The organism is Xanthomonas bromi (assembly GCF_900092025.1).
In the GTDB taxonomy this organism is placed as follows: Bacteria; Pseudomonadota; Gammaproteobacteria; order Xanthomonadales; family Xanthomonadaceae; genus Xanthomonas; species Xanthomonas bromi.
On record NZ_FLTX01000003.1, the window covers coordinates 14,177 to 35,316 of the forward strand.

Sequence of the window (21,140 nt, forward strand, 5' to 3'; positions counted from 1 at the left end):
GTGAGATTATGTAATGAAGGGTGCTCATCATTTACTCATGCAGGCGGCAGCAGTTTGCCCGGATTCAAGATCCCATCCGGGTCAAGTGCGGCCTTGATCGCACGCATCGCGGCCAGCGTGGCCGGGTTGAAGGCCTGGGTCATGAAATCGCGCTTGGCCACGCCGATACCATGTTCGCCGGAGAGCGTGCCTTCCAGCGCCAGCACCAGCGTAAACAGACGTGGCAGCGCTGCATGTGCGCGTGCGTCTTCGTCGGCATCGGCCGGGTCGTACATGATGTTGACGTGCAGGTTGCCGTTGCCGGCGTGGCCGAAGGCGACGATGGGCAGTGCGAATTCCGTGGCGAGCGCTTCCACGCCGGCCATCAGTTCGGGAATGCGCGAGACCGGTACCACCACGTCTTCGTTGATCTTGCCGGGCTTGATGGTACGCAAGGCCGGCGACAGGGCGCGGCGCGCGGCCCATAACTTGTCGCGCGCACTGCCGTCTGCGGCGATGTCCAGACTCAACACGCCCTCGCCATCGGCCGCGTCATGCAGCGCCTGCAAGGCATAGGGTAGGGTGTCGTGATCGCCGTCGGCTTCGATCAACAGCATTGCGCCGGCGTCGGGCACATCGCTGCCGTTGCGGCGCAGTAGTGCAATCGCGCTGGCATCCATGAATTCCAGCATGGTCGGCGTGGTGGGCTGCGCCATCACCCGCGACACGGCCGCGGCCGCGCTTGATGCATCGCGATACAGCGCGCGCAAACCGGCTTGTGCGATCGCACGTGGGGTCAGCTTCAAGGTCGCTTCGACGATGATCGCCAGGGTGCCTTCGCTGCCGACCAACAGATGCGTGAGGTCGTAGCCGGTGGAATTTTTGGTGTAAGCGCCGCCGCAGCGGATGACATCGCCGGTGCCGGTCACTGCCACCAGGCCAAGGACGTTGTCGCGGGTAGCGCCGTATTTCACCGCGCGCGGGCCGCCGGCATTGGTGGATAAATTGCCGCCGATACTGCAGATCTCCGCACTGGACGGATCCGGTGGCCAGAACAATCCATGCGGCTGCAGCGCCTGTTGCAGGTCGCCATTGAGCAGGCCCGGCTGCACCACTGCGCAGCGGTCTTCCGGGCGCAGCGCAACGATGCGATTCATGCGTGCCATCGACACCACCACGCCGCCGGAAAACGGCACTGCCGCGCCGGTGGTGCCGGTGCCGGCGCCGCGCGCCACGATCGGCACGCCGTGCGCACGGCAGGCCTGCACGATCGCCACCACCTCATCGGTATCGCGCGGCAAGGCAACGGCAGCAGGCAGTGCCCAGCGGCGGGAATCGTCTTCGCCATACCGGCGGCGCGCATCGTCGCCGGTCAACCAGCCATCGGCACCGAGGCGCGCGGACAACAGCTCGGTCAGTGCGGCGGGAAGTACATCGGTCATTGCGGGTGATCCTGTGGTGCGGCGCGCTGGATGCATTTCCATCCCAGCACTGCGGCGGTGAGCGGCAACCAGACCCAGCGCAGCTCGGAGAGCAGCGTGGTCAGGCCGCGCGCGTTGAAGAAACCATTGGCGAAGGGCGACACGCGGATCGGCCGCCACGGGGCGAACCCGCGTGCCTCGCTCCAAGGCCACGCCAGTGCAACGCCCAGGCCGCCGGAGGTCATCGCATCCAGCAGCGGATGCGATGCGACACAAACGAACAGGAACGCTGCTGCCTGCAGTGCGTCCGCACGCAACAGGCGATGCGCAACATTGCCCAGCAGCGCGATCACCGTGGCGAACAGCAACGAGTGGCTGGCACCGCGATGGCCGAACGCATCGGCGTCGGGAATCTGCAGTGCGAACGCCAGCACATCGGCATCCGGCAACATCGCCGCCGCACAGCCAGCAGCGAGCAGGCGCGGCGAGATGCGGCCGCGTTCACTGGCGCACCAGAGCGCCAGCGGCACGGCAGCGTGGGTCATGATGGTTGGCATCGGAACGTCGGTATGAGCGTCGGTGGCGGTCAGCAGTCGTCGGCGCGGAACGCGTCGCGGATCCAGTGCAATACCGGCGGTTCGCCGCTGGCATCGACCACATCGAAGCGACACGGTAGCGACGCCAGTGCGGGGTGAGCGCCAAGAAACAATTGCGCGGCCAGCACCAGTTTGCGGCGCTTGCGCCGGTCCACCGATGCCGCGCCGCCGCCGAAGCGGTCGTCGCGCCGGTAACGTACTTCCACAAACACCAGCGATTGCGCATCGCGCATGACCAGATCGAGTTCGCCGCTACGGTAGTTGGCATTGCCGACCACAAGCCGCAGCCCGGCCTGCTCCAGCAACGCGCGTGCGGCCGCTTCGACCGCCGCACCGCGCTGCTGACGCGACGCCGGCATCCCTCAGCGGCCGTCGGCGATCGGAGTCGGGCGGCCACCGTTGAAGGTGGACCAGGCCGGCGTGCGCAGCACATTGCCGAAACCATCCAGGTGCAAGGTGCCGGTCGCACCGCGCAGGCCGCCATCGGTCCCGGTGGCGAGTTTTTCCAGATACGCACTGATCTTCCAGGCGTCGTAGCCGAACGCGAACAGGCGTGCGGCCGGGCCGCGCGCGCTGGGCATGGTGCTGGCCACCTGGCTGACCGCCGGCAGGCCGGACACGCCCAGGGCGGTCCAGGTTTCGCTCGGGTAGACGATGCCATCCAGCGCCAGGTCGTCTTCGACCTTGCCGGTGCCGGCCACCAATTGCGAGGTGCCCACACGCGACTTGCCGGCGAATCCGGCCAGTGCCAGCTGCGGGGCCAGCGCGCGTGCGGTGTTGCCGCGCACCGCGAGGAACACCGCATCGGCGGTGCCGTAATTGCGCAGCTGCGCGCTGATGTCGCCCGGCGCATCGGCAACGCTGATGCTGCCGGCCACCGTGCCGCCGCGTTCGGTGAAGCGGTCGCGGAAGGCCTTGATGGTGCGCTTGCCGTTGTCGTCGCTGGTGCCGACGATCAGCACGTTGCGGCGTTCGCGCGAAAGCAGATATTCGGCGGCCATGATGCCGTCGTCTTCCGGCGCCAGCGAGAACCCGGCGCTGCCGCTGGGCGGGGCCTTGTTGTCGGTGGGACGGTTGAGTGCCAGCACCGGCACCGCCAGCTGACCGCGCGCGAACAACGCGCTGACTTCGTCGCGCCCCAATGGGCCGACCACGTAATCCACCCCGGCACCCACGGCCTTGTCGTAGGCGGCATTGGCACCGGCGGCAGTGCCGGCGGTGTCGAAGAACTGCACTTCCGGGCGGCGGCGCGTTTCGCCGTAATAGCCGGCCAGCAGGCCATCGCGCACCGGCGCCGAGGCGGTGGCCAGGTTGCCGGTGAGCGGCAACAGCACGCCCAGCTTGACCGGCGGGCGATAGCCGTCGCGCTCGGCCGGCGGCCGCTTGCTGGTGTCGAAGCCCCACTGCGCATCGCGCTCGAAGGCGCGCGGCAGCCCCAGGCCGCGGCTGATCAATGCACGCCCGGCGAAGTTGTACAGCGGGTCGCCGGCCGGCAATGCGGCGGTGCGGCCCTTCAGGGTAGCGTCGTCCAGCGCGGCCAGCAGACGCACGATGGCGCGCTGGTTCTCGCTGCGCGCGGTGCCGGTCAGGCTGGCATCGGCGCGCGCCCGCGCCTCCGCGGCGCCGAACAGGTCGCCGGTGGCTTCCAGCGCGGCGGCGCGGGCGACCAGCCAGCGCGTCTGCAGCGGCTGGGGGAGCCCATGCGGGCTGTCGCCCAGCGCCTGCAATGCCTGCGTGCCCTGCTTGTCGATCACCGCCAACTCGCCGGTGAGTAGCCCGAAGCGGGTGCGCTCCTCGCCGCTCAGTTGGCGCGCGTTGACCTGCGCCACCAACGTGCGGGCACGCGCATCGTCGCCGGCGTCGTGCCAGCCAAAGGCGGCGGCCGCTAGCAACCGGCTGCGCTGCGCACCGCTGGCACTGGCGGCTTCGGCTTCCAGCTGCTGCGCGGCTTCGCGCGGCTTGCCCTGGTCCAGCAGCGCCAGCGCCGCGCTCTGCGTAGGCGAGGCGGTCGGTGTGACGCTGCTGGTGGCGCAACCGGCGGCCAACATCACCATCAGCGAAAGGGTGGAGATCCTTGCAACATGCTTGTTCATTTTCAGATCCATTGGACAGGGGCCGCCAGGGCGGTCCGTGGAAAACCGCTACGATTCTACTCTTTGCCCCCGGAAAACCGCTGATGACGTCCCCTGGAACCCTGCACGTGGTCGCCACGCCGATCGGCAACCTGGCCGACCTGTCGCCGCGCGCGCAGGAGGTGTTGCGTGGCGTGGCCGCGATCTGCGCCGAAGACACCCGCCACACCCGCCAGTTGCTCAGCCATTTCGGCATCGATCGCCCGCTGCTGGCCCTGCACGACCACAACGAAGAGGCCATGTCCGAGCGCATCGTGGCGCGCCTGCGCGAGGGCGAGTCGCTGGCCATCGTCAGCGACGCCGGCACCCCGCTGGTCAGCGACCCGGGTTTCAAGCTGGTGCGCGCCGCCCGCGCGGCCGGCATCAAGGTCAGCCCCGTGCCCGGCGCCTGCGCGGCGATTGCCGCGCTCAGCGTGGCCGGCCTGCCCAGCGACCGCTTCGGCTTCGAAGGCTTCCTGCCGGCCAAGAGCGCCGCCCGCCGCGAGCGCCTGGCGCACCTGGCCGGCGAGACCCGCACCCTGGTGTTCTACGAATCTTCCCATCGCATCGTCGAATCGCTGGCCGACCTGCGCCTGGCCTTCGGCGACGAGCGCCCGGCAGTGATCGCCCGCGAGCTGACCAAACTGTTCGAAACCGTGCTCGACGGCAGCCTGGCGCAGCTGCAGGCCCAGGTCGAAGCCGACGACAACCAGCGCAAGGGCGAGTTCGTGGTGATGGTGCAGGGCGCCGCCGACGCCGCCGACGGCCAGCTGGCCGAAGGCCGCCGCGCCTACGCCAAGCTCGCCGAACACCTGCCGCCGTCCACCGCCGCCAAGCTGGCCGCCGAGCTGACCGGTGCGCCGCGTAAGGCGTTGTATGGCGGCAATGGCTGACGCAGCAACTGCCGAAGACAAAAAGAAGGCGCTGGAGCTGCGTCAGTTCCAGTATGTCTCGACGATCTGGCCGGATGCATTTCCGATGCCGATCGGCGAGCTAGAGCAGCCCAAAGAGCCTGCTGCAGACATCCGTTTTCGCATTGCTGATGGCTCAACTTATGCAGTCGAGATCACCCAACTTCTGCGTCCGGATGGAAAGGCGCTCGCTCGGGCGCGTGAAAAATTACTGGTATCGCTGAAGCCGCGATTGGCACGGCTTCTGCCTGGCGTACAGATCAGTCTTGGGTTTACGGATCAGCCGCTCCCGAAGCTTCCCGACGCAATTGAACAGGTGGAGCATCTGTTGTCCGGGCAGTCGAGGCTGATCGAAGGCAATCAGGTCATCAGGAAAGGGCTCCCTGATTTTTTGAGCCATATGCAGCTTTGGCCCGCTACGCAAGCGGACGTGTTCGGAGGCGGCGTCTTTGACGTGCCCGCACTCACTCAGTTGCAGGTGTCGAAATGCATCCTGCAAAAGCACACGAAGATTGAGGGATATCGCGCGCATGCGGCTGCTGTCGCGTTGCTGATTTATTGCCCCATGGTGCCTTCGCACGCGCAGCTCGCGATGCCAGCCGAGGCGGCGGGATGGTCGTTCGCTCATCAGTTCGAACGTGTGGTGCTGTACGCCGAAGACAGCCATGGGCGGGGCGTGGTCTGGCAATAGCGTATAGTGCGTCCCGGCGGAGTCGGCCAGACAGTCGCGTCACTCGCAAGAGTGCCGAGGAAAGTCCGGGCTCCATAGGGCAAGGTGCCAGGTAACGCCTGGGCGGCGCAAGCCGACGGAAAGTGCAACAGAAAGATACCGCCTACGTCCCTCGTCACCCCTCTGCCGCCACTGAAACGTGCCAGCGATGCATCGCATCGCCAAGTGCGCTCGGAGGCCGCAGAGGGGTGGCGAGGGGCCGGTAAGGGTGAAATGGTGCGGTAAGAGCGCACCGCGAGTCCGGTAACGGACCGGCACGGCAAACCCCACCTGGAGCAAGACCAAATAGGGATCCATTGGCGTGGCCCGCGCTGGATCCGGGTAGGTTGCTTGAGCGCTGCGGTGACGTAGCGCCTAGACGAATGACTGTCCACGACAGAACCCGGCTTATCGGCCGGCTCCGCCGCCTTGTTTGGGCGTAGGCCCGAACAAGGCGCCCACGCTTCGTACCGCCTACGGCGGTACAAAACGCGGGTCCCGCTCCGGGCATGCCAGAACCCCGCGGCTGTCGCCGCGCCCCCTTGACTCAAGGGGGCTTGCAGCTAGACGGTTGGTCGAGGGACTCTCGCTACGCGATCGACTCCCTTCCACCGCTTGCGGGGGAAGGTGCCCGAAGGGCGGATGGGGGCACGCATCTCGCAACGCCGGTGGCGACTCGAATGGACTGCAGCCGCTTACTGCCCTAGCCAAACGATCGGGTGAATAGCTCGTCCAGGGCGTCGATGATGATCTGGCCCTGGTCCTTCAATGTGTCGGCTGGTTTGCTGAGGACTGCCAGCGGTACGGAGGTCATTTCCAGCGGTTGCAGGATGACGCTGTGGCCGGCGACGGTGAGTTCTGGGGTGAAGCGGGATGGGGTCGGGGAGTGCTTGGACTTTCGGACCAGGGGGATGACGACGCGGCGTGGTGAAGCGTCGAAAATTTTCGACTGAACGACAACCACGTACGGGATGTTCTTGTTCTGGCCGACATTGGCATAGACATCGAACTGGTCGGTCATAGGGTGGAGAACTCGTCGGCGAAGGAGCCGTGCGCCTCGGTGAAGGTCTTCCATTCGCTCGCAGCGCGTTGCAGCTCAAGCGCTCTTGCGCTGTGGCTGTCGCGTTCCTTGGTGACGTATTCGGCCAGCAACTCTTCCACCTTCGCCGACAGATTGCCGGTCATCGCGCGGGCTTGCGAGGCCAGGTCGGCGTTGATGGTCAGATTCAGCGGCTTCTTCTGCGCAGAAACATCGTAGTAGCGGTTCATGCGGTGGCTCCCCGGTTATGCGCACGTTATGCGCATGATTTTGGATTGTCAACGCGTCCCGGGGATTTCCAGACGGGTCTCGCCGTGGAAGATTCCGTTCGGGCCGAAGCGGCGTTCGTGGATGAAGCCATGGCCCTGGTAGTCCACCGCCACGATGGTGCTGGCGCGGGTGCCGTAGCCGGTTCCGTTGATGAAGGCGGCGGAGAGCAGGCGTTCGGTGGGCAGGTCCACGCCGGTCTGGGGCAGCGAGGTGTCCGGCGCGATGGCGTGGTTGCCCAGAGCGGTCCACAGCGGTTGCAGGTCGTTGCTGTCGTGGGCGCACCAGACGTGCAGGGCGTCGGTCAACGCGCGCGTCTTTGGCCAGGGCACGTCCAACGGGCCGTTGGACATACCGTGGATCCCCGGCTCCAGCTGGCGCGCCAGCGGCGGGTGGTTGCTCAGGTGCTCGCAGCGGTCTGCGTCGCACAGCAGCAGATTGAACGGCGGGAACGCGTGCCCGGCGCTGACCAGATCGTGGGCGTAACCGGCGGCTCCCAGGCTTCCCGACAGGTAGTCCGCAATCAGACACCCGCGCGAGCGGCCCGAGGCGGTGGCGAGTGGGTCGCGCACATTGGTGACCACCGCGGCGCGGCCATCCTGGCCCAGGCCAACCCAACTGCCGCCGGAGCGCAGGTCGCGGCCTGCCAGCACGTTGTCGGCGGGTGCAGCCCAGTGCGCCAGCGCCGCGGTAGGGCGGTCGTGGAATTCATCGCGGTTGCCGGCCATCAGCAGACGCCAGCGCGGGTGGGCTTTCCAGGCAAGAGCGACCAGGCACATGCCGGGAATTGTCGCCTGTTTGCGCAGTTGAGACCTGCAGCTGGCGCAATGTGAAGTGAGACAGTGGTCGGGTTTACATGGCCTTCACGCCCCTGAATTCCCGTTCAATCTCAAAATCTGAGACGAAACAGCAACTTGTGGATAACCTTTGAACAAGTCTCTAAAGAGTGCTGCAACTCATTGATGCAACTGGCGATTTGCGACCTTGAAAACTGTTGACAACCTTTGACGCACTGCTAAGGTGGGCATCGGAGGGAAAACCAGGTGTTTTGTGGTTTTTCGTGGTTCAATGATCCCCCAGCGGGTATTTCGAGGTTGCATTCGGTGTTTCAGGGCGAGACTGCCATCACGGTGGACGACAAGGGGCGGATGGCGGTGCCAACCGCATACCGCGACCTCGTCACGCGTGTGAGCGGCAACCGTCTGGTCCTCACCTACAACCCGTTCGAAGCCGGATGCCTGTGGCTGTACGCGGAAAAGGAGTGGGAGCGGGTGCGCGACGACGTGATGTCCAAGCCCAATACCCAGCGCGTGATCCGCACGCTGCAGCAAAAATTGGTGGGCTCTTCGGCCGTGCTCGAGCTGGACTCCAATGGCCGTCTGAGCATCCCGGCCAGCCACCGCAATGCGGTGGGCATCGAGAAGAAAGCCGTGCTGCTGGGCATGGGCGACAAATTCGAACTCTGGAGCGAGCAGGCACATCGCGCACTGATCCAGCAGACATTGTCTGACGGGGATCTGGGCGATGAATTGCTCGATCTCAGGTTGTGAGCCGGGGTGCCCGGATGCGCGGTGAAGCGCAGCCCGGTCACCCGGTGTCGCAGCCGCCGGCGGCCCATGTGCCGGTGCTGTACACGCAGGTTCTGGATGGCCTGCAAGTGACCGAAAACGGAACCTATCTCGATGGCACGTTCGGGCGTGGCGGACACGCACGCGGCGTGCTGAAACACCTTGGCCCGGGAGGTCGACTGCTGGTGATGGACAAGGACCCTGAAGCGATCGCGGTGGCCGAACAGACGTTCGGTGGCGATACGCGCGTGTCCATCTATCGCGGCAGTTTCGCCACGCTCGGCCAGGTGGTCGCGGCGGCGACCGTCGACGGCATCCTGCTGGATCTGGGCGTGTCTTCGCCGCAGCTGGATGTGGCCGGCCGCGGTTTCAGTTTCGGCAAGGACGGCCCGCTGGACATGCGCATGGACCCGGACAGCGGCCAGAGCGCGGCCGAGTGGCTGGCGCACGCCAGCGATCGCGAGATCGCCGATGTGCTGTGGACCTATGGCGAAGAACGCCAAAGCCGCCGTATTGCGCGGGCCATCGTGGCGCGTCGCGTCGAGCAGCCCTTGCTGCGCACTGCCCAACTGGCCGATTTGATCGCCTCGGTAATGCCGCGCGGCGACAGCAAGACCCATCCGGCCACGCGCAGCTTTCAGGCGATCCGCATCTATATCAATCGCGAATTGGACGATCTGGACGCCGGACTGGACGCCGCCCTGGGCGCGCTCAAGCCGGGCGGCCGCCTGGCGGTGATCAGCTTCCATTCGCTGGAAGACCGCATCGTGAAACAATTCATGGCCCGCTACGCCAAGGCCCCGCCGAGCAACCGCCGCCTGCCCGAAGCCCAGCCGTTCGTGCCGACGCTGCAACTGGTGACCGGTGCGATCAAGGCCGACGACGCCGAGTTGAACATCAACCCGCGCGCCCGCAGCGCGGTGTTGCGGGTGGCTGAAAAGCTGGGAATGGGGAATGGGGAATCGGGAATGGGCAAAGGCAACAGCACTGCTGCCCCCCGATTCCCGACTCCCGATTCCCGATTCCCGGCGTCTCCGAACGGAGACGCTGCATGAGCCGCCTGCTGCTCATCGTGCTGCTCGCTTGCAGCATCGCCTCGGCGATCGGTGTCGTGTACATGCGTCACATGCATCGCAAGCTGTTCGTGCAGTTGTCCAAGCTCGAACACACGCGCGACGAATTGAACATCGAATTCGGCCGGCTGCAGCTGGAGCAGGCCACGTGGGCGGAAAGCAATCGTGTCGATCAGGTCGCGCGTGCGCGCATCGGGATGAAGTTCCCGGAGACCAACGACATCGTGGTGGTGCGCCCATGACTAAGTGGGACGACAGCTGCTTTGCACAGTGCAGCCGCCCGCAGGCTGGCGCCCACGAAAGTGCCGCCATGACAAAACGGCAGGACAGCCGTTTTGCACGGCGTAGCGGCCGGCAGGTTGGCGCACACGGATGCGTTGCGCCCATGACAAAACGGCAGGACAGCCGTTTTGCACGGCGTAGCCGCCCGCAGGGTGGCGCACACGGAGGTGCGCCATGAAAGCCGGCCGCAACCGCGCTCGTAGCAATTTCAATCTGCGTGGTCGCCTGACCCTGGTCGGCATCGCGCTGGGCCTGTGCTCGGTCACGCTGATCGGGCGTGCGGCGTTCGTGCAGCTGGTCAATCGCGATTTCTACCAGCGTCAGGGCGAAGCGCGTTACTTGCGCGAACTGCCCATCGCCACCTCGCGCGGCATGATCACCGACCGCAACGGCGAGCCGCTGGCGGTGTCCACGCCGGTGGAATCGATCTGGGTCAATCCACAGGAACTGCTGCGCAACCCCGACCGCATTCCCGAGCTGGCCAAGGCGCTCGGGCAGCCGCTGGACGACTTGAACGCCAAGCTCGCGCAGAAGGCGGGCAAGGAATTCATGTACCTGCAGCGCCGGATCAATCCGGACAAGGCACATGCGATCGTGGATCTGAAGATTCCTGGCGTGTTCTCGCAGCGCGAGTTCCGTCGCTTCTATCCGCAAGGCGAGGCGATGGCCCACGTGCTGGGCTTCACCAATATCGACGACCGCGGCCAGGAAGGTCTGGAACTGGCGTTCGACGAATGGCTGCGCGGCAAGCCGGGTTCCAAGAAGGTGGTGCGCGATGCGCGCGGTGCGATCGTGGAAAGCGTCGATCTGGTGCGCCCCGCGCAGCCGGGCAAGGACCTGACGCTGAGCATCGACCGCCGCATCCAGTTCCTGGCTTACAAGGAACTGCGTAACGCCTTGGTCGAAAACAACGCGGCTGGCGGTTCGATGGTGGTGATGGATGTGGCCACCGGCGAAGTGCTGGCGATGGTCAACCTGCCCACCTACAACCCGAATTCGGTGACCGGCATCAATCCGTCGGCGCGCCGCAACCGTGCGGTCACCGATCTGGTCGAGCCGGGTTCGACGATGAAGCCGCTGACCGTGGCCACCGCGCTGACGGCCGGCGTGGTGACCAAGGACACCATCATCGACACCAACCCCGGCTATATGTCGGTGGGGCGCTTCACCATTCGCGATGTGCCGCGCAACAACGGCGTGCTCAACGTCACCGGCGTGATCACCCGCAGCTCGAACATCGGCGCGGCCAAGATCGCAGCGAAGGTGCCGGACCAGACCTTTTATCAGTCGATCCGCAATTTCGGTTACGGCAGCGCGCCGCATAGCGGATTCCCTGGTGAATCGGCCGGCGTGGTGTTGCAGCCGGCACGCTGGAGCGGTCCGTCCAAGACCACGATGTCCTACGGCTACGGCCTGTCGGTGACACCGCTGCAGATTGCGCAGGCATACGCCACGCTCGGCAACGGCGGCAAGCTCACCCCGCCGACCTTCGTGCGCGGCCAGCACAACGAAACCCGTCAGGTGATCACGCCGGAAGTCGCGCGGCAGGTCATCGACATGATGGAAACCGTGGTCACCCAGGGCGGCGCCAAAGGCGCGGCGATTCTGGGGTATCACGTGGCCGGCAAGACCGGTACCGCGCGCAAGAATGGCGCCAACGGCTACGAGCGCGGGCATTACAACGCGCTGTTCGCCGGCCTGGTGCCGGCCACGCGCCCGCGCTTTGCCACCGTCATCGTGATCAACGATCCGCAGGGCAAGGTGTATTACGGCGGCCTGGTGTCGGCGCCGGTGTTCCACCGCGTGATGGAAGGCGCGCTGCGCTTGATGGACGTGCCGCCGGACGACATCCAATCGTGGCTGGCTGCACAGGCGGCCGGTAAAACTGGTCAGCCCATGGTCAAGCCGCAGCCGGCCGATATGGATCCGGCCCTGGTGCCGGACCCGGTGGACGAAGTGTCTGCCGGCATTCCAACCGCACTGGCACCTGCGCCTGCTGCCACGCCAGCGCAGCCTGCGCCGTCGCAGGAGAGCCGCCAGTGAGCCGCAGCATGGCGCTCTCGCAATTGTTGCCGGATGTGGCGCTGCCGCACGACGTGCAGGTGTCTGGTCTGGTGATGGATAGCCGTGCGGTACGCCCGGGCGATGCGTTCGTGGCGATCGCCGGGTTCGGTGCGCACGGCCTGGGCTTTGTCGAACAGGCGCGCGCCGCTGGCGCAGTGGCGGTCTTGTTCGAACCCCCGGCGCCCGACGGTATGCCGGTCCCGGCCGATGCGATTGCCGTGCCCGGCTTGCATGCGCGCCTGGGTGGGCTGGCCAATCAATTTCATGACCAGCCGTCGCAAGCGATGAGCATGGTCGGCGTCACCGGGACCAACGGCAAGACCTCCACCGTGCAACTGCTGGCGCAGGCGTTGACGTTGCTCGGGACGCCCACCGGCACGCTCGGCACCCTGGGCGTCGGTCTGTATGGCGCCGCCGTGCCGACCGGGTTCACCACGCCGCTGGTGCTACCGACGCATGCGTTGCTGGCGCAGTTGCGCGATGAGGGTGCGCAGGCGGTGGCAATGGAAGTCAGCTCGCACGCGCTCGATCAGGGCCGCGTGGATGCGGTGCATTTCGACGTGGCCGTGTTCACCAATCTCACCCGCGATCATCTCGATTACCACGGCGACATGGCGCAATACGGCGCCGCGAAGGCCAAGCTGTTCACCCGCGCCGGGTTGAAAGCGGCGGTGGTGAATCTGGACGATGCCTTCGGCCGCACGCTGTTCGCTTCGCTCGACCCCGCGCTGCGCGCGATCGGCGTGAGCTCGCGCGCGCAGGCCGACGCCAGCGTGAGCGCACAGGCGTTGCAGCTGGATCACAACGGCATCAATTTCGCACTGAATATCCAGGGCGAAGTGCATCCGGTGCATTCGCCGCTGCTGGGCCGCTTCAACGTGGACAACCTGCTGGCCGTGGCCGGCGCGTTGTGGGCGATGGACATCGCAGCTGCGCAGATCGCCACCGTGCTTGCTCAATTGCAGCCGATCCATGGCCGCATGAACCGCCTCGGCGGCGCCCATGGCGCACCGTTGGTGGTGGTCGATTACGCACATACGCCCGATGCGCTGGAACAGGCGCTGACCAGCCTGCGCTCGCATGCGCAGGACCGGCTGATTTGCGTGTTCGGCTGCGGCGGCGAACGCGATACCGGCAAGCGGCCGCAGATGGCGGCGATTGCCGAGCTCGCTGCCGACGTGTCGATCGTCACCGACGACAACCCGCGTGGCGAAGATGGCGATGCGATCGTGGCCGATATCCTGCGCGGCTTCGCGCGCCCGGATGCCGCCATCGTGCAGCGCGACCGCGCCGCCGCGATCCATCAGGCGATCGGCATGGCCAGTGCGTCCGACATCGTGTTGATCGCCGGCAAGGGACACGAGCCGTACCAGGACGTTGCCGGCGTGCGGCATGCCTTCGACGACGCCATCGTCGCGGCGCAGGCGCTGCTGCCGCGCACCGTGTTGGGAGTGCGCCCATGAAGCTCACTCCACTGTCGTTGATTGCCCATTGGGCCGGCGGCGAGCTGCATGGCGACGACGCCATGATCGATGCCGTCGGCAACGATACCCGCACGCTTGCCAACGGCAGCCTGTATATCGCGCTGCGCGGCGAGCGTTTCGACGGGCACGACTTTGCCGCCGACGCAGTTGCGCGCGGTGCCAGCGGTGTACTGGTGGATCGCCTGCTGCCGGCGCTGAGCGTGCCGCAGGTGGTGGTGGACAATACAGAGCTGGCGTTGGCACGCATCGCCACCGGCATGCAGCGCGACCGCGCCACGCGCGTGATTGCGCTGACCGGTTCCAACGGCAAGACCAGCGTCAAGGCGCTGCTGCTGTCGATCCTGCAGGAAGCCGGGCGCGTGGATGGCACCACCGTGTACGCCACGCCGGGCAACCGCAACAACGAGATCGGTCTGCCGCTGGCCGTGATTGCCGCGCCCGACGATGCGGACTTTGCGATCTACGAAATGGGCGCCGGCAAGCCGGGCGATATCGCCTATCTGACCGATATCGCGCAACCGCATGTCGCGCTGGTCAACAATATCGCGCCCGCCCATCTGGAACGCTTGGGTAGCCTGCTCGGCGTCGCACAGACCAAGGGCGCCATCTACGCCGCGCTACCCGCCGATGGTGTGGCGGTGATCAATGCCGACGACGCCTTCGGCATGTGGTTCGAGCAGCAGTTGCAGGCTCAGCCGGTGCAGGGGCGTCGCATGTTGCGCTACGGCTTGCAGATCAATGCGGAGATCAGTGCCCGTCAGCTGCAACTGCAGGCGGGCGCTGCACAGTTCACGCTGGTGACCCCGCAGGGCGAGGCGCAGATTGCGCTGCCGTTGCCGGGCCGTCATAACGTGCTCAACGCCCTGGCGGCAACCGGCCTTGCACTCGGTGCCGGCATCGCCTTGCCGGTGATCGCGGCCGGTCTGGCGCAGGCGCACCCGGTGGCCGGCCGGCAGATCGCACACGCCTTGCCGAACGGCGCGGTGCTGATCGACGACAGCTACAACGCCAATCCGGGCTCGCTGGATGCGGCCATCGACGCCTTGGCCGCTGCGCCGGGCGAAGGCTGGCTGGTGCTCGGTGATATGCGCGAACTCGGCGCCGAAGGCGCGGCACTGAATGCCGCTGCCGGGCGTCGCGCCCGCGCGGCCAAGCTGCAACGGCTGTACGCGCTGGGCGAACTCAGCGCCGCCGCGGCGCAGGCATTTGGCGAAGGTGGCCGCGTGTTCGCAACGCATGCCGCGTTGATCGATGCCTTGCAAGCCGATCTGGTCGCTGCCGTCGGCGGAGAAACGCAAACGCAGCAACACGCATCAGGAAATACGCAGGAACATGCAGTGATTCACCAACAGCAATCGCCGTCAACGGCCGCTCTCTCGGGTGCCGTCTCCATCACGATCCTGGTGAAGGGCTCGCGCGGCAGCGCGATGGATCGCGTCGTCACCGCGTTGCTCGGATCGGCGGAGGGCGCATCCCATGCTGCTTGAGCTGGCCCGTTGGCTGCAGCAACTGGAGAGCCTGTTCGGGCTGTTCAACTATTTGACCTTCCGCGGCATTTTGGCTGCGCTGACCGCGCTGTTCCTGTCGTTGTGGATGGGGCCTGCGGTGATCCGCAAGCTGGCCCAGTTCAAGGGCGGTCAGCCGATCCGTCAGGACGGCCCGCAAACGCATTTTTCCAAGGCCGGCACGCCGACCATGGGTGGTTCGCTGATCCTGCTCACCGTCACCTTGTCGGTGCTGCTGTGGGGCGATCTGCGTAACCGCTACGTGTGGTTGGTGCTGGCGGTGATGATCTGCTTCGGTGCGATCGGTTGGTACGACGACTGGATCAAGATCGTGCGTCGCGATCCCAACGGTCTGAAGTCGCGCTGGAAGTATCTGCTGCAGTCGATTCTCGGCCTGGCCGCTGGCCTGTTTCTGTACTACACCGCCGACGTCCCGGCGGCGATCACCTTCTACATCCCGATGTTCAAGTCGATCGCGCTGCCGCTGGCCGGCGTGAGCTTCGTGGTGATCGCCTACTTCTGGATCGTGGGCTTCTCCAACGCCGTCAACCTCACCGATGGGCTGGATGGTTTGGCCATCATGCCGACCGTGCTGGTGGCCTGCGCGTTGGGCGTGTTCGCGTATGCCTCGGGCAACGTGGTGTTTGCCGACTACCTGAAAATCCCGCTGATTCCCGGCGCTGGCGAGTTGATCATCATCTGCTCGGCGATTGCAGGGGCAGGGTTGGGCTTTCTGTGGTTCAACACCTACCCGGCCATGGTGTTCATGGGCGACATCGGCGCGCTGTCGCTGGGCGCGGTGCTCGGCACCATCGCGGTGATCGTGCGTCAGGAACTGGTGTTGGTGATCATGGGCGGCGTGTTCGTCATCGAAACGCTGTCGGTGATGATCCAGGTGGCCAGCTTCAAGATGACCGGCAAGCGCGTGTTCCGCATGGCGCCGATCCATCACCATTTCGAGCTCAAGGGTTGGCCGGAGCCGCGGGTGATCGTGCGCTTCTGGATCATTTCGGTGGTGCTGGTGCTGATCGGCCTTGCCACGTTGAAGGTGCGCTGATGAATGACATGTCCCGCCAAGCCACACGACTGGACGCCATCGGCGGCTGCTACGACCCGTGGCTGCTCGGGGCTGCGGCCACGCTCGCCTCGCTGGGGGTGGTGATGGTGGCGTCCAGCTCGATCGAGCTGTCCGACAATCCGTTCTATTACCTCACCCGCCACTTGTTGTTCCTGGGTATCGGCATTGGTCTGGCGTTCTGGGCGATGCGCACCGAACTCAAGACCATCGAGCAATACAACCAGGTGTTGCTGCTGGCGTGCTTCGGCCTGCTGATCGTGGTGTTCGTGCCGGGGCTGGGCAGCAGCGTCAACGGCGCCAAGCGCTGGATCAACCTGGGTGTGTCGAAATTCCAGACCGTGGAAGCGGTCAAGGTGCTCTACATCGTGTGGCTGTCCAGCTATCTGGTGCGTTTCCGCGACGAGGTCAACGCAACCTGGCCGGCGATGCTCAAGCCGCTTGGCGTGGCGATCGCGCTGGTCGGCCTGTTGCTGATGCAGCCGGACTTCGGCTCGTCCACGCTGTTGCTGGCGATCACCGCCGGCATGCTGGTGCTGGGTGGGGTGAACCTGCCGCGCATGTCGATGCCGATCGTGATCGGGTTGCCGATCTTCGCCTTCATCGCGATCCTGGAGCCGTACCGGTTGCGTCGCATCACCTCGTTCCTGGACCCGTGGGCCGACCAGCTTGGCTCCGGCTACCAGCTGTCCAACGCCTTGATGGCAGTCGGCCGCGGCCAGTGGACCGGCGCGGGCCTGGGCGCCTCGGTGCAGAAGCTCAACTACCTGCCGGAAGCGCATACCGACTTCATCTTTTCGGTGATCGCCGAGGAGCTCGGCTTCGTCGGCGTGTGCGGGGTGATCTCGCTGTACGCACTGCTGGTCGGCCGTGCGTTCTGGCTGGGCATGCGCTGCGTGGAAATGAAGCGCCACTTCTCCGGCTACATCGCTTTCGGCATCGGTTTGTGGATCAGCCTGCAGAGTTTCGTCTCGGTGGGCGTGAATCTGGGCATCCTGCCGACCAAGGGCCTGACCCTGCCGCTGATTTCTTCGGGCGGCTCGTCGGTACTGATGACGTGCGTGGCGATGGGCCTGCTGCTGCGGGTGTCCTACGAGATGGATCGCGCCGAACGGCTGCGCAGCAAGTTGTCGCCGCAGGGCGCGGCCGCGCCGTCGGCTGAGCCGGCGGAACCGGTGGTCGAGTCGGTGCCGCCAGCATACGCGCCGTCGCGCAAACCGCCGCGCCCCCCTGTTGCCGCCGCACCCAACCCTGCGCCTGTCGCTGCAGCACCGGTGACTTCGACGCCTGCGTCTGAGTTCCTGCGTGGTACCAGCCGGATGCAGCCGCGTGTGGAACCGACCTTCGGGAGGATTGCATGAGCAGCCGTCATGCGCACTTCTCGCAAAAGCCCGCACATCCATCTGCGGGGAATCGGCCAGTGATGATTCTGGCCGGCGGCACCGGTGGGCATATCTTCCCCGGTCTGGCCGTGGCCAAGGTGCTGCGTGCGCGCGGCGTGCCGGTGACCTGGCTGGGTGCCGATGGCGCAATGGAGACCCGTCTGGTGCCGCAGCACGATATTCCGCTCGATACGTTGGCCATCAGCGGCCTGCGCGGCAAAGGGGTGGTGAAGTTGCTCGGTGCGCCGCTGCGGGTGATGCGCGCGGTGCGCGCTGCCGGCTTCGTCCTGCGCAAGCGCCAGCCGCGCGCAGTGATCAGTTTTGGTGGCTTTGCGGCCGGTCCGGGCGGCCTGGCTGCGCGCTTGCTCGGTGCGCCGCTGCTCGTGCACGAACAAAATCGCGCCCCCGGCATGACCAATAAGGTGTTGTCGCGTTTCGCGCGCCGCGTGCTGACCGGATTTCCGGGCAGTTTCGCTGGCGAAGAAGCGGTGGGCAATCCGGTGCGCGCAGAAATCGCTGCACTGCCTGCGCCAGCGGACCGTTTGGTCGGTCGCACCGGCCCGGTGCGCGTGCTGGTGCTGGGCGGAAGCCAGGGCGCGCGCGTATTGAATCAGGCGGTGCCGGCAGCGCTGGCCGCACTCGGTCATTCGGATGTCGAGGTTCGCCATCAGTGCGGCGAAAAGCTGCGTGCCGAAGCCGAAGCGGCGTATGCACAGGCGAGCGTCAATGCCAGCGTCGAACCCTTCATCGCCGACATGGCCGCCGCCTATGCGTGGGCCGATCTGGTCGTGTGCCGCGCCGGCGCGTCCACGTTGGCCGAGCTATGCGCCGCCGGGATCGGCAGCGTGCTGGTGCCGTTCGCCGCCGCCGTCGACGACCACCAAACCCGCAATGCGGAATACCTGGTCGGTGCTGACGCCGCTGTACTGCTCAAGCAGGACGACACCGTTGCGGTGCGTCTGCAGCAGGTCTTGCAGACCTTGCTCAGCGACCCGGTCCGCCGTCTGTCGATGGCCAACGCCGCGCGCACCCTGGCCAAGCCGGATGCTGCCGAGCGTATCGCCGACATCATTCTTCAGGAGGCCGGGAGTGGTGAATCGGGAATGGGGAATGGGCAGAGCTCAGAACACTTGCAGGACCATACATTGAAGCACGCAGACAAGCGCACCGACCAAGCATCCGTTGCCGCTGGCGCTCCGCTCCACACGATTCCCGATTCCCAGTTCCCGATTTGCATCTCCGCAGGAGGTGCCGCGTGATCCGCCGTCTGCAGGATAGTGGCGATCTGGTGCGCGCGTTCCCGCGTGTGCATTTCGTCGGTATCGGCGGCACCGGCATGAGCGGCATTGCCGAGGTGATGCTGACGCTGGGCTATGAGGTCTCCGGTTCCGACAACGCCGACAACGCGGCCACGCGCCGCCTGGCCAAGCTGGGTGCGCGCGTGATGCGTGGGCATTCGGCGGCCAATGTGCTCGGCACCGATTGCGTGGTGGTGTCCAGCGCGATTCGCGAAGACAACCCCGAGCTGATGGAAGCGCGCAGCCAGCGCATTCCGATCATGCCGCGCGCCGCGATGCTGGCCGAGCTGATGCGCTTCCGTCGCGGCATCGCGGTGGCGGGCACGCATGGCAAGACCACCACCACCAGTCTGGCGGCCGCGGTATTGAGCGAAGGCGGCCTGGATCCGACCTTCGTCATCGGTGGGCAGTTGCTGGCCGCCGGTGCCAACGCCAAGCTCGGTGGTGGCCAATGGCTGGTGGCCGAAGCCGACGAGAGCGATGGCAGCTTTCTGCGCCTGAATCCGTTGATGGCGGTGATCACCAACATCGATTCGGATCACCTGGAAAACTACGGCAACGACTTCGCACGCGTGCAGGCGGCATTCGCCGAATTCCTGCAACGACTGCCGTTCTACGGCCTGGCGCTGCTGTGTATCGACGACCCGGAAGTGGCTGCACTGGCCGGCAAGACGCCGCGTCACGTGATGAGCTACGGCATGAGCGAGAACGCCGACGTGCGCGCCGAAGATGTGGTGCAGGACGGCCCGCGCATGCGCTTCACCCTGCGCCTGCCCGAAGGCAGCACCACGCCGGTGACGCTGGCCTTGCCGGGCCGTCACAACGTGCTCAACGCACTGGCCGCTGCCGCGATCGGCTGGCAGCTCGGCGTGGAGCCGCAGACCATTGCGCGCGCGCTGGAAAACTTCGCCGGCATCGGCCGTCGTTTCAACGATCTGGGCGAAGTCGTCACCAGCACCGGCGCACGTGTGCGGGTGGTCGACGATTACGGTCATCACCCACGCGAGCTCGAAGCGGTGTTCGCCGCCGCCCGTGGCGGCTGGCCGGACAAGCGCCTGGTCGTGGCTTTTCAGCCGCACCGCTATAGCCGTACCCGCGATCAGTTCGACGCCTTCGCCGCGGTGCTCAGCACCGTCGACGCGTTGGTGCTGAGCGAGGTCTACCCGGCCGGCGAAGCGCCGATTCCGGGTGCCGATTCGCGTGCACTGGCGCGCGCCATCCGTGCGCGCGGCCGCACCGAACCGGTGGTTGTCGGCCAGATCGCCGGCCTTGCCGAAGTGTTGCCGGACGTGCTGCAGGACGGCGACCTGCTGTTGATGATGGGCGCCGGCGATATCGGTTACGTGGCCCAGCACATCATCAATCACGGGTTCGTCGGAGAGCAGGCATGAGTGCGGTCATCGCCACTGCGCGCACCAGCGAACCGGCCGCCTTTGGCCGCGTCGCCGTGCTGCTCGGCGGCACCTCGTCCGAGCGCGAGGTGTCGTTGAATTCCGGCAGCAACGTGCTGGAAGCGCTGCGCGCGCGCGGCGTCGATGCACAGCCGGTCGATGGCATTCCGGCCCTGGCCAAGGCATTGGTCGCACAGCAGTTCGATCGTGTGTTCAACGTGTTGCACGGACATAACGGCGGCGGCGAAGACGGCATTGTGCAGGGCCTGATGGACGCCTTCGGCGTCCCATATACCGGCTCGAATGTGCTGGGCTCGGCGCTGAGCATGGACAAGATCCGCACCAAGCAGGTGTGGTTGTCGCTGGGCCTGTCGACGCCGCGTTACGCGCGGCTGGCCGCTGGTGCGAGCGCCGAGGACATCCATGCCGCTGCACGACAGATCGGGTTACCGGTCATCGTCAAGCCTGCCAATGAAGGCTCCAGCGTCGGCGTCAGCCGGGTGTTCGATCAGGCGCAGCTCGAAGAAGCGGTGACCCTGGCTGCCCGCTACGACGGCGCGCTGTTGATGGAGCAATTGATCGAAGGCGACGAACTGACCGTGGCCGTGCTCGGTGACATCGCGCTGCCGTCGATCCGCATCGTGCCCAAAGGCCAGTGGTACGACTACAACGCCAAGTACATCGCCGAGGACACCCAATATCTGTGCCCCGGCCTGGATGGGGAGGCCGAAGCGCAGATCCGCCAGCTCGCCCTCGACGCCTTCCGTGCGGCCGGCTGCCGCGGCTGGGGCCGCGTGGACGTGATGCGCGACGGCACCACTGGCCAGCTGTATCTGCTGGAAGTGAACACCGCCCCGGGCATGACCAGCCACTCGCTGGTACCCAAGGCGGCGCGCCAGCTCGGCATCGAATTCGACGAACTGGTCTGGCGCGTACTGGAGCAGACGCTGTGAAGCCGGGAATCGGGAATCGGGAATTGGGAATC

20 protein-coding genes and 1 other RNA gene are annotated in these 21,140 nt (G+C 66.1%); 14 read left to right on the forward strand and 7 right to left on the reverse strand.

Annotation, left to right across the window (positions count from 1 at the left end):
- Positions 1–35 precede the first annotated feature (35 nt).
- The 4 genes from XBLMG947_RS00450 to XBLMG947_RS00465 are packed head-to-tail and all read right to left on the reverse strand — an operon-like array spanning position 36 to position 4,089.
- Positions 36–1,421, reverse strand: coding sequence for an FAD-binding oxidoreductase (locus XBLMG947_RS00450; protein WP_065465904.1), 1,386 nt, complete (start codon positions 1,419–1,421; stop codon positions 36–38).
- On the reverse strand, positions 1,418–1,957 hold the full coding sequence (locus tag XBLMG947_RS00455; RefSeq protein WP_065465905.1) for a metal-dependent hydrolase: 540 nt from the start codon (positions 1,955–1,957) through the stop codon (positions 1,418–1,420). Before XBLMG947_RS00455 ends, XBLMG947_RS00450 begins: the two co-directional genes overlap by 4 nt.
- Positions 1,958–1,986: 29 nt before the next feature.
- Positions 1,987–2,355 (reverse strand): YraN family protein, encoded by a 369-nt coding sequence (locus XBLMG947_RS00460; protein ID WP_065465906.1) that lies wholly within the window; start codon positions 2,353–2,355, stop codon positions 1,987–1,989.
- Between the two features lie 3 nt (positions 2,356–2,358).
- On the reverse strand, positions 2,359–4,089 hold the full coding sequence (locus XBLMG947_RS00465; protein WP_065466042.1) for a penicillin-binding protein activator: 1,731 nt from the start codon (positions 4,087–4,089) through the stop codon (positions 2,359–2,361).
- Positions 4,090–4,172: 83 nt separating this feature from the next.
- On the opposite strand from XBLMG947_RS00465, the gene rsmI reads away from it, so the two are divergent.
- The 3 genes from rsmI to rnpB all read left to right on the forward strand — a co-directional run bounded on the left by rsmI (position 4,173) and on the right by rnpB (position 6,154).
- On the forward strand, positions 4,173–5,000 hold the full coding sequence (gene rsmI, locus XBLMG947_RS00470) for a 16S rRNA (cytidine(1402)-2'-O)-methyltransferase (RefSeq protein ID WP_065465907.1): 828 nt from the start codon (positions 4,173–4,175) through the stop codon (positions 4,998–5,000).
- A 490-nt stretch (positions 5,001–5,490) separates the two neighbouring features.
- Positions 5,491–5,709, forward strand: coding sequence for a hypothetical protein (locus XBLMG947_RS00480; protein ID WP_065466043.1), 219 nt, complete (start codon positions 5,491–5,493; stop codon positions 5,707–5,709).
- Positions 5,710–5,727: 18 nt separating this feature from the next.
- Positions 5,728–6,154, forward strand: an RNA gene (gene rnpB / locus XBLMG947_RS00485) — RNase P RNA component class A.
- A gap of 276 nt (positions 6,155–6,430) precedes the next feature.
- On the opposite strand, the gene XBLMG947_RS00490 is transcribed toward rnpB, so the two are convergent.
- The 3 genes from XBLMG947_RS00490 to XBLMG947_RS00500 are packed head-to-tail and all read right to left on the reverse strand — an operon-like array spanning position 6,431 to position 7,812.
- Positions 6,431–6,748 (reverse strand): CcdB family protein, encoded by a 318-nt coding sequence (locus XBLMG947_RS00490; protein ID WP_065465908.1) that lies wholly within the window; start codon positions 6,746–6,748, stop codon positions 6,431–6,433.
- The gene (locus XBLMG947_RS00495; RefSeq protein ID WP_019299911.1) at positions 6,745–6,996 is read right to left on the reverse strand and encodes a type II toxin-antitoxin system CcdA family antitoxin; all 252 of its coding nucleotides are present in this window, start codon (positions 6,994–6,996) and stop codon (positions 6,745–6,747) included. Before XBLMG947_RS00495 ends, XBLMG947_RS00490 begins: the two co-directional genes overlap by 4 nt.
- Positions 6,997–7,044: 48 nt before the next feature.
- A complete protein-coding gene (locus tag XBLMG947_RS00500; protein WP_065465909.1) occupies positions 7,045–7,812 on the reverse strand; it encodes an NRDE family protein in 768 nt (255 codons plus the stop codon).
- 315 nt (positions 7,813–8,127) lie between these two features.
- On the opposite strand from XBLMG947_RS00500, the gene mraZ reads away from it, so the two are divergent.
- The 11 genes from mraZ to XBLMG947_RS00555 all read left to right on the forward strand — a co-directional run bounded on the left by mraZ (position 8,128) and on the right by XBLMG947_RS00555 (position 21,108).
- The gene (mraZ, locus tag XBLMG947_RS00505; RefSeq protein ID WP_083992772.1) at positions 8,128–8,583 is read left to right on the forward strand and encodes a division/cell wall cluster transcriptional repressor MraZ; all 456 of its coding nucleotides are present in this window, start codon (positions 8,128–8,130) and stop codon (positions 8,581–8,583) included.
- Between the two features lie 14 nt (positions 8,584–8,597).
- The gene (rsmH, locus tag XBLMG947_RS00510) at positions 8,598–9,656 is read left to right on the forward strand and encodes a 16S rRNA (cytosine(1402)-N(4))-methyltransferase RsmH (RefSeq protein ID WP_065465910.1); all 1,059 of its coding nucleotides are present in this window, start codon (positions 8,598–8,600) and stop codon (positions 9,654–9,656) included.
- Positions 9,653–9,916, forward strand: coding sequence for a cell division protein FtsL (gene ftsL / locus XBLMG947_RS00515; protein ID WP_005991913.1), 264 nt, complete (start codon positions 9,653–9,655; stop codon positions 9,914–9,916). Before rsmH ends, ftsL begins: the two co-directional genes overlap by 4 nt.
- Before the next feature lie 214 nt (positions 9,917–10,130).
- Complete coding sequence (locus XBLMG947_RS00520; RefSeq protein WP_065465911.1) at positions 10,131–11,999, forward strand: peptidoglycan D,D-transpeptidase FtsI family protein; 1,869 nt, start codon at positions 10,131–10,133, stop codon at positions 11,997–11,999.
- Positions 12,000–12,007: 8 nt separating this feature from the next.
- Positions 12,008–13,483: a UDP-N-acetylmuramoyl-L-alanyl-D-glutamate--2,6-diaminopimelate ligase gene (locus tag XBLMG947_RS00525; RefSeq protein WP_065466045.1), complete on the forward strand. Its 1,476-nt coding sequence runs from the start codon at positions 12,008–12,010 to the stop codon at positions 13,481–13,483.
- The gene (locus XBLMG947_RS00530) at positions 13,480–14,991 is read left to right on the forward strand and encodes a UDP-N-acetylmuramoyl-tripeptide--D-alanyl-D-alanine ligase (protein ID WP_065465912.1); all 1,512 of its coding nucleotides are present in this window, start codon (positions 13,480–13,482) and stop codon (positions 14,989–14,991) included. Before XBLMG947_RS00525 ends, XBLMG947_RS00530 begins: the two co-directional genes overlap by 4 nt.
- Positions 14,981–16,066, forward strand: coding sequence for a phospho-N-acetylmuramoyl-pentapeptide-transferase (mraY, locus tag XBLMG947_RS00535; protein WP_065465913.1), 1,086 nt, complete (start codon positions 14,981–14,983; stop codon positions 16,064–16,066). Before XBLMG947_RS00530 ends, mraY begins: the two co-directional genes overlap by 11 nt.
- Positions 16,066–17,445 carry a putative lipid II flippase FtsW gene (gene ftsW / locus XBLMG947_RS00540; protein WP_065465914.1) on the forward strand — a complete coding sequence of 460 codons (1,380 nt, stop codon included), beginning with the start codon at positions 16,066–16,068 and terminating at the stop codon, positions 17,443–17,445. The genes mraY and ftsW overlap by 1 nt, the downstream gene beginning before the upstream one ends.
- The gene (gene murG / locus XBLMG947_RS00545; RefSeq protein WP_065465915.1) at positions 17,442–18,725 is read left to right on the forward strand and encodes an undecaprenyldiphospho-muramoylpentapeptide beta-N-acetylglucosaminyltransferase; all 1,284 of its coding nucleotides are present in this window, start codon (positions 17,442–17,444) and stop codon (positions 18,723–18,725) included. Before ftsW ends, murG begins: the two co-directional genes overlap by 4 nt.
- Complete coding sequence (gene murC, locus XBLMG947_RS00550) at positions 18,722–20,155, forward strand: UDP-N-acetylmuramate--L-alanine ligase (RefSeq protein ID WP_065465916.1); 1,434 nt, start codon at positions 18,722–18,724, stop codon at positions 20,153–20,155. Before murG ends, murC begins: the two co-directional genes overlap by 4 nt.
- On the forward strand, positions 20,152–21,108 hold the full coding sequence (locus tag XBLMG947_RS00555; protein ID WP_065465917.1) for a D-alanine--D-alanine ligase: 957 nt from the start codon (positions 20,152–20,154) through the stop codon (positions 21,106–21,108). The genes murC and XBLMG947_RS00555 overlap by 4 nt, the downstream gene beginning before the upstream one ends.
- Positions 21,109–21,140 lie beyond the last annotated feature (32 nt).

What these genes read in the sequence shown, in the direction of transcription:
- XBLMG947_RS00450 (WP_065465904.1), bottom strand. Translation starts at nt 1,421, where the DNA reads ATGACCGATGTACTTCCCGCCGCACTGACCGAGCTGTTGTCCGCGCGC.
- XBLMG947_RS00455 (WP_065465905.1), bottom strand. Translation starts at nt 1,957, where the DNA reads ATGCCAACCATCATGACCCACGCTGCCGTGCCGCTGGCGCTCTGGTGC.
- XBLMG947_RS00460 (WP_065465906.1), bottom strand. Translation starts at nt 2,355, where the DNA reads ATGCCGGCGTCGCGTCAGCAGCGCGGTGCGGCGGTCGAAGCGGCCGCA.
- XBLMG947_RS00465 (WP_065466042.1), bottom strand. Translation starts at nt 4,089, where the DNA reads ATGAACAAGCATGTTGCAAGGATCTCCACCCTTTCGCTGATGGTGATG.
- rsmI (WP_065465907.1), top strand. Translation starts at nt 4,173, where the DNA reads ATGACGTCCCCTGGAACCCTGCACGTGGTCGCCACGCCGATCGGCAAC.
- XBLMG947_RS00490 (WP_065465908.1), bottom strand. Translation starts at nt 6,748, where the DNA reads ATGACCGACCAGTTCGATGTCTATGCCAATGTCGGCCAGAACAAGAAC.
- XBLMG947_RS00495 (WP_019299911.1), bottom strand. Translation starts at nt 6,996, where the DNA reads ATGAACCGCTACTACGATGTTTCTGCGCAGAAGAAGCCGCTGAATCTG.
- XBLMG947_RS00500 (WP_065465909.1), bottom strand. Translation starts at nt 7,812, where the DNA reads ATGTGCCTGGTCGCTCTTGCCTGGAAAGCCCACCCGCGCTGGCGTCTG.
- rsmH (WP_065465910.1), top strand. Translation starts at nt 8,598, where the DNA reads ATGCGCGGTGAAGCGCAGCCCGGTCACCCGGTGTCGCAGCCGCCGGCG.
- ftsL (WP_005991913.1), top strand. Translation starts at nt 9,653, where the DNA reads ATGAGCCGCCTGCTGCTCATCGTGCTGCTCGCTTGCAGCATCGCCTCG.
- XBLMG947_RS00520 (WP_065465911.1), top strand. Translation starts at nt 10,131, where the DNA reads ATGAAAGCCGGCCGCAACCGCGCTCGTAGCAATTTCAATCTGCGTGGT.
- XBLMG947_RS00525 (WP_065466045.1), top strand. Translation starts at nt 12,008, where the DNA reads ATGGCGCTCTCGCAATTGTTGCCGGATGTGGCGCTGCCGCACGACGTG.
- XBLMG947_RS00530 (WP_065465912.1), top strand. Translation starts at nt 13,480, where the DNA reads ATGAAGCTCACTCCACTGTCGTTGATTGCCCATTGGGCCGGCGGCGAG.
- mraY (WP_065465913.1), top strand. Translation starts at nt 14,981, where the DNA reads ATGCTGCTTGAGCTGGCCCGTTGGCTGCAGCAACTGGAGAGCCTGTTC.
- ftsW (WP_065465914.1), top strand. Translation starts at nt 16,066, where the DNA reads ATGAATGACATGTCCCGCCAAGCCACACGACTGGACGCCATCGGCGGC.
- murG (WP_065465915.1), top strand. Translation starts at nt 17,442, where the DNA reads ATGAGCAGCCGTCATGCGCACTTCTCGCAAAAGCCCGCACATCCATCT.
- XBLMG947_RS00555 (WP_065465917.1), top strand. Translation starts at nt 20,152, where the DNA reads ATGAGTGCGGTCATCGCCACTGCGCGCACCAGCGAACCGGCCGCCTTT.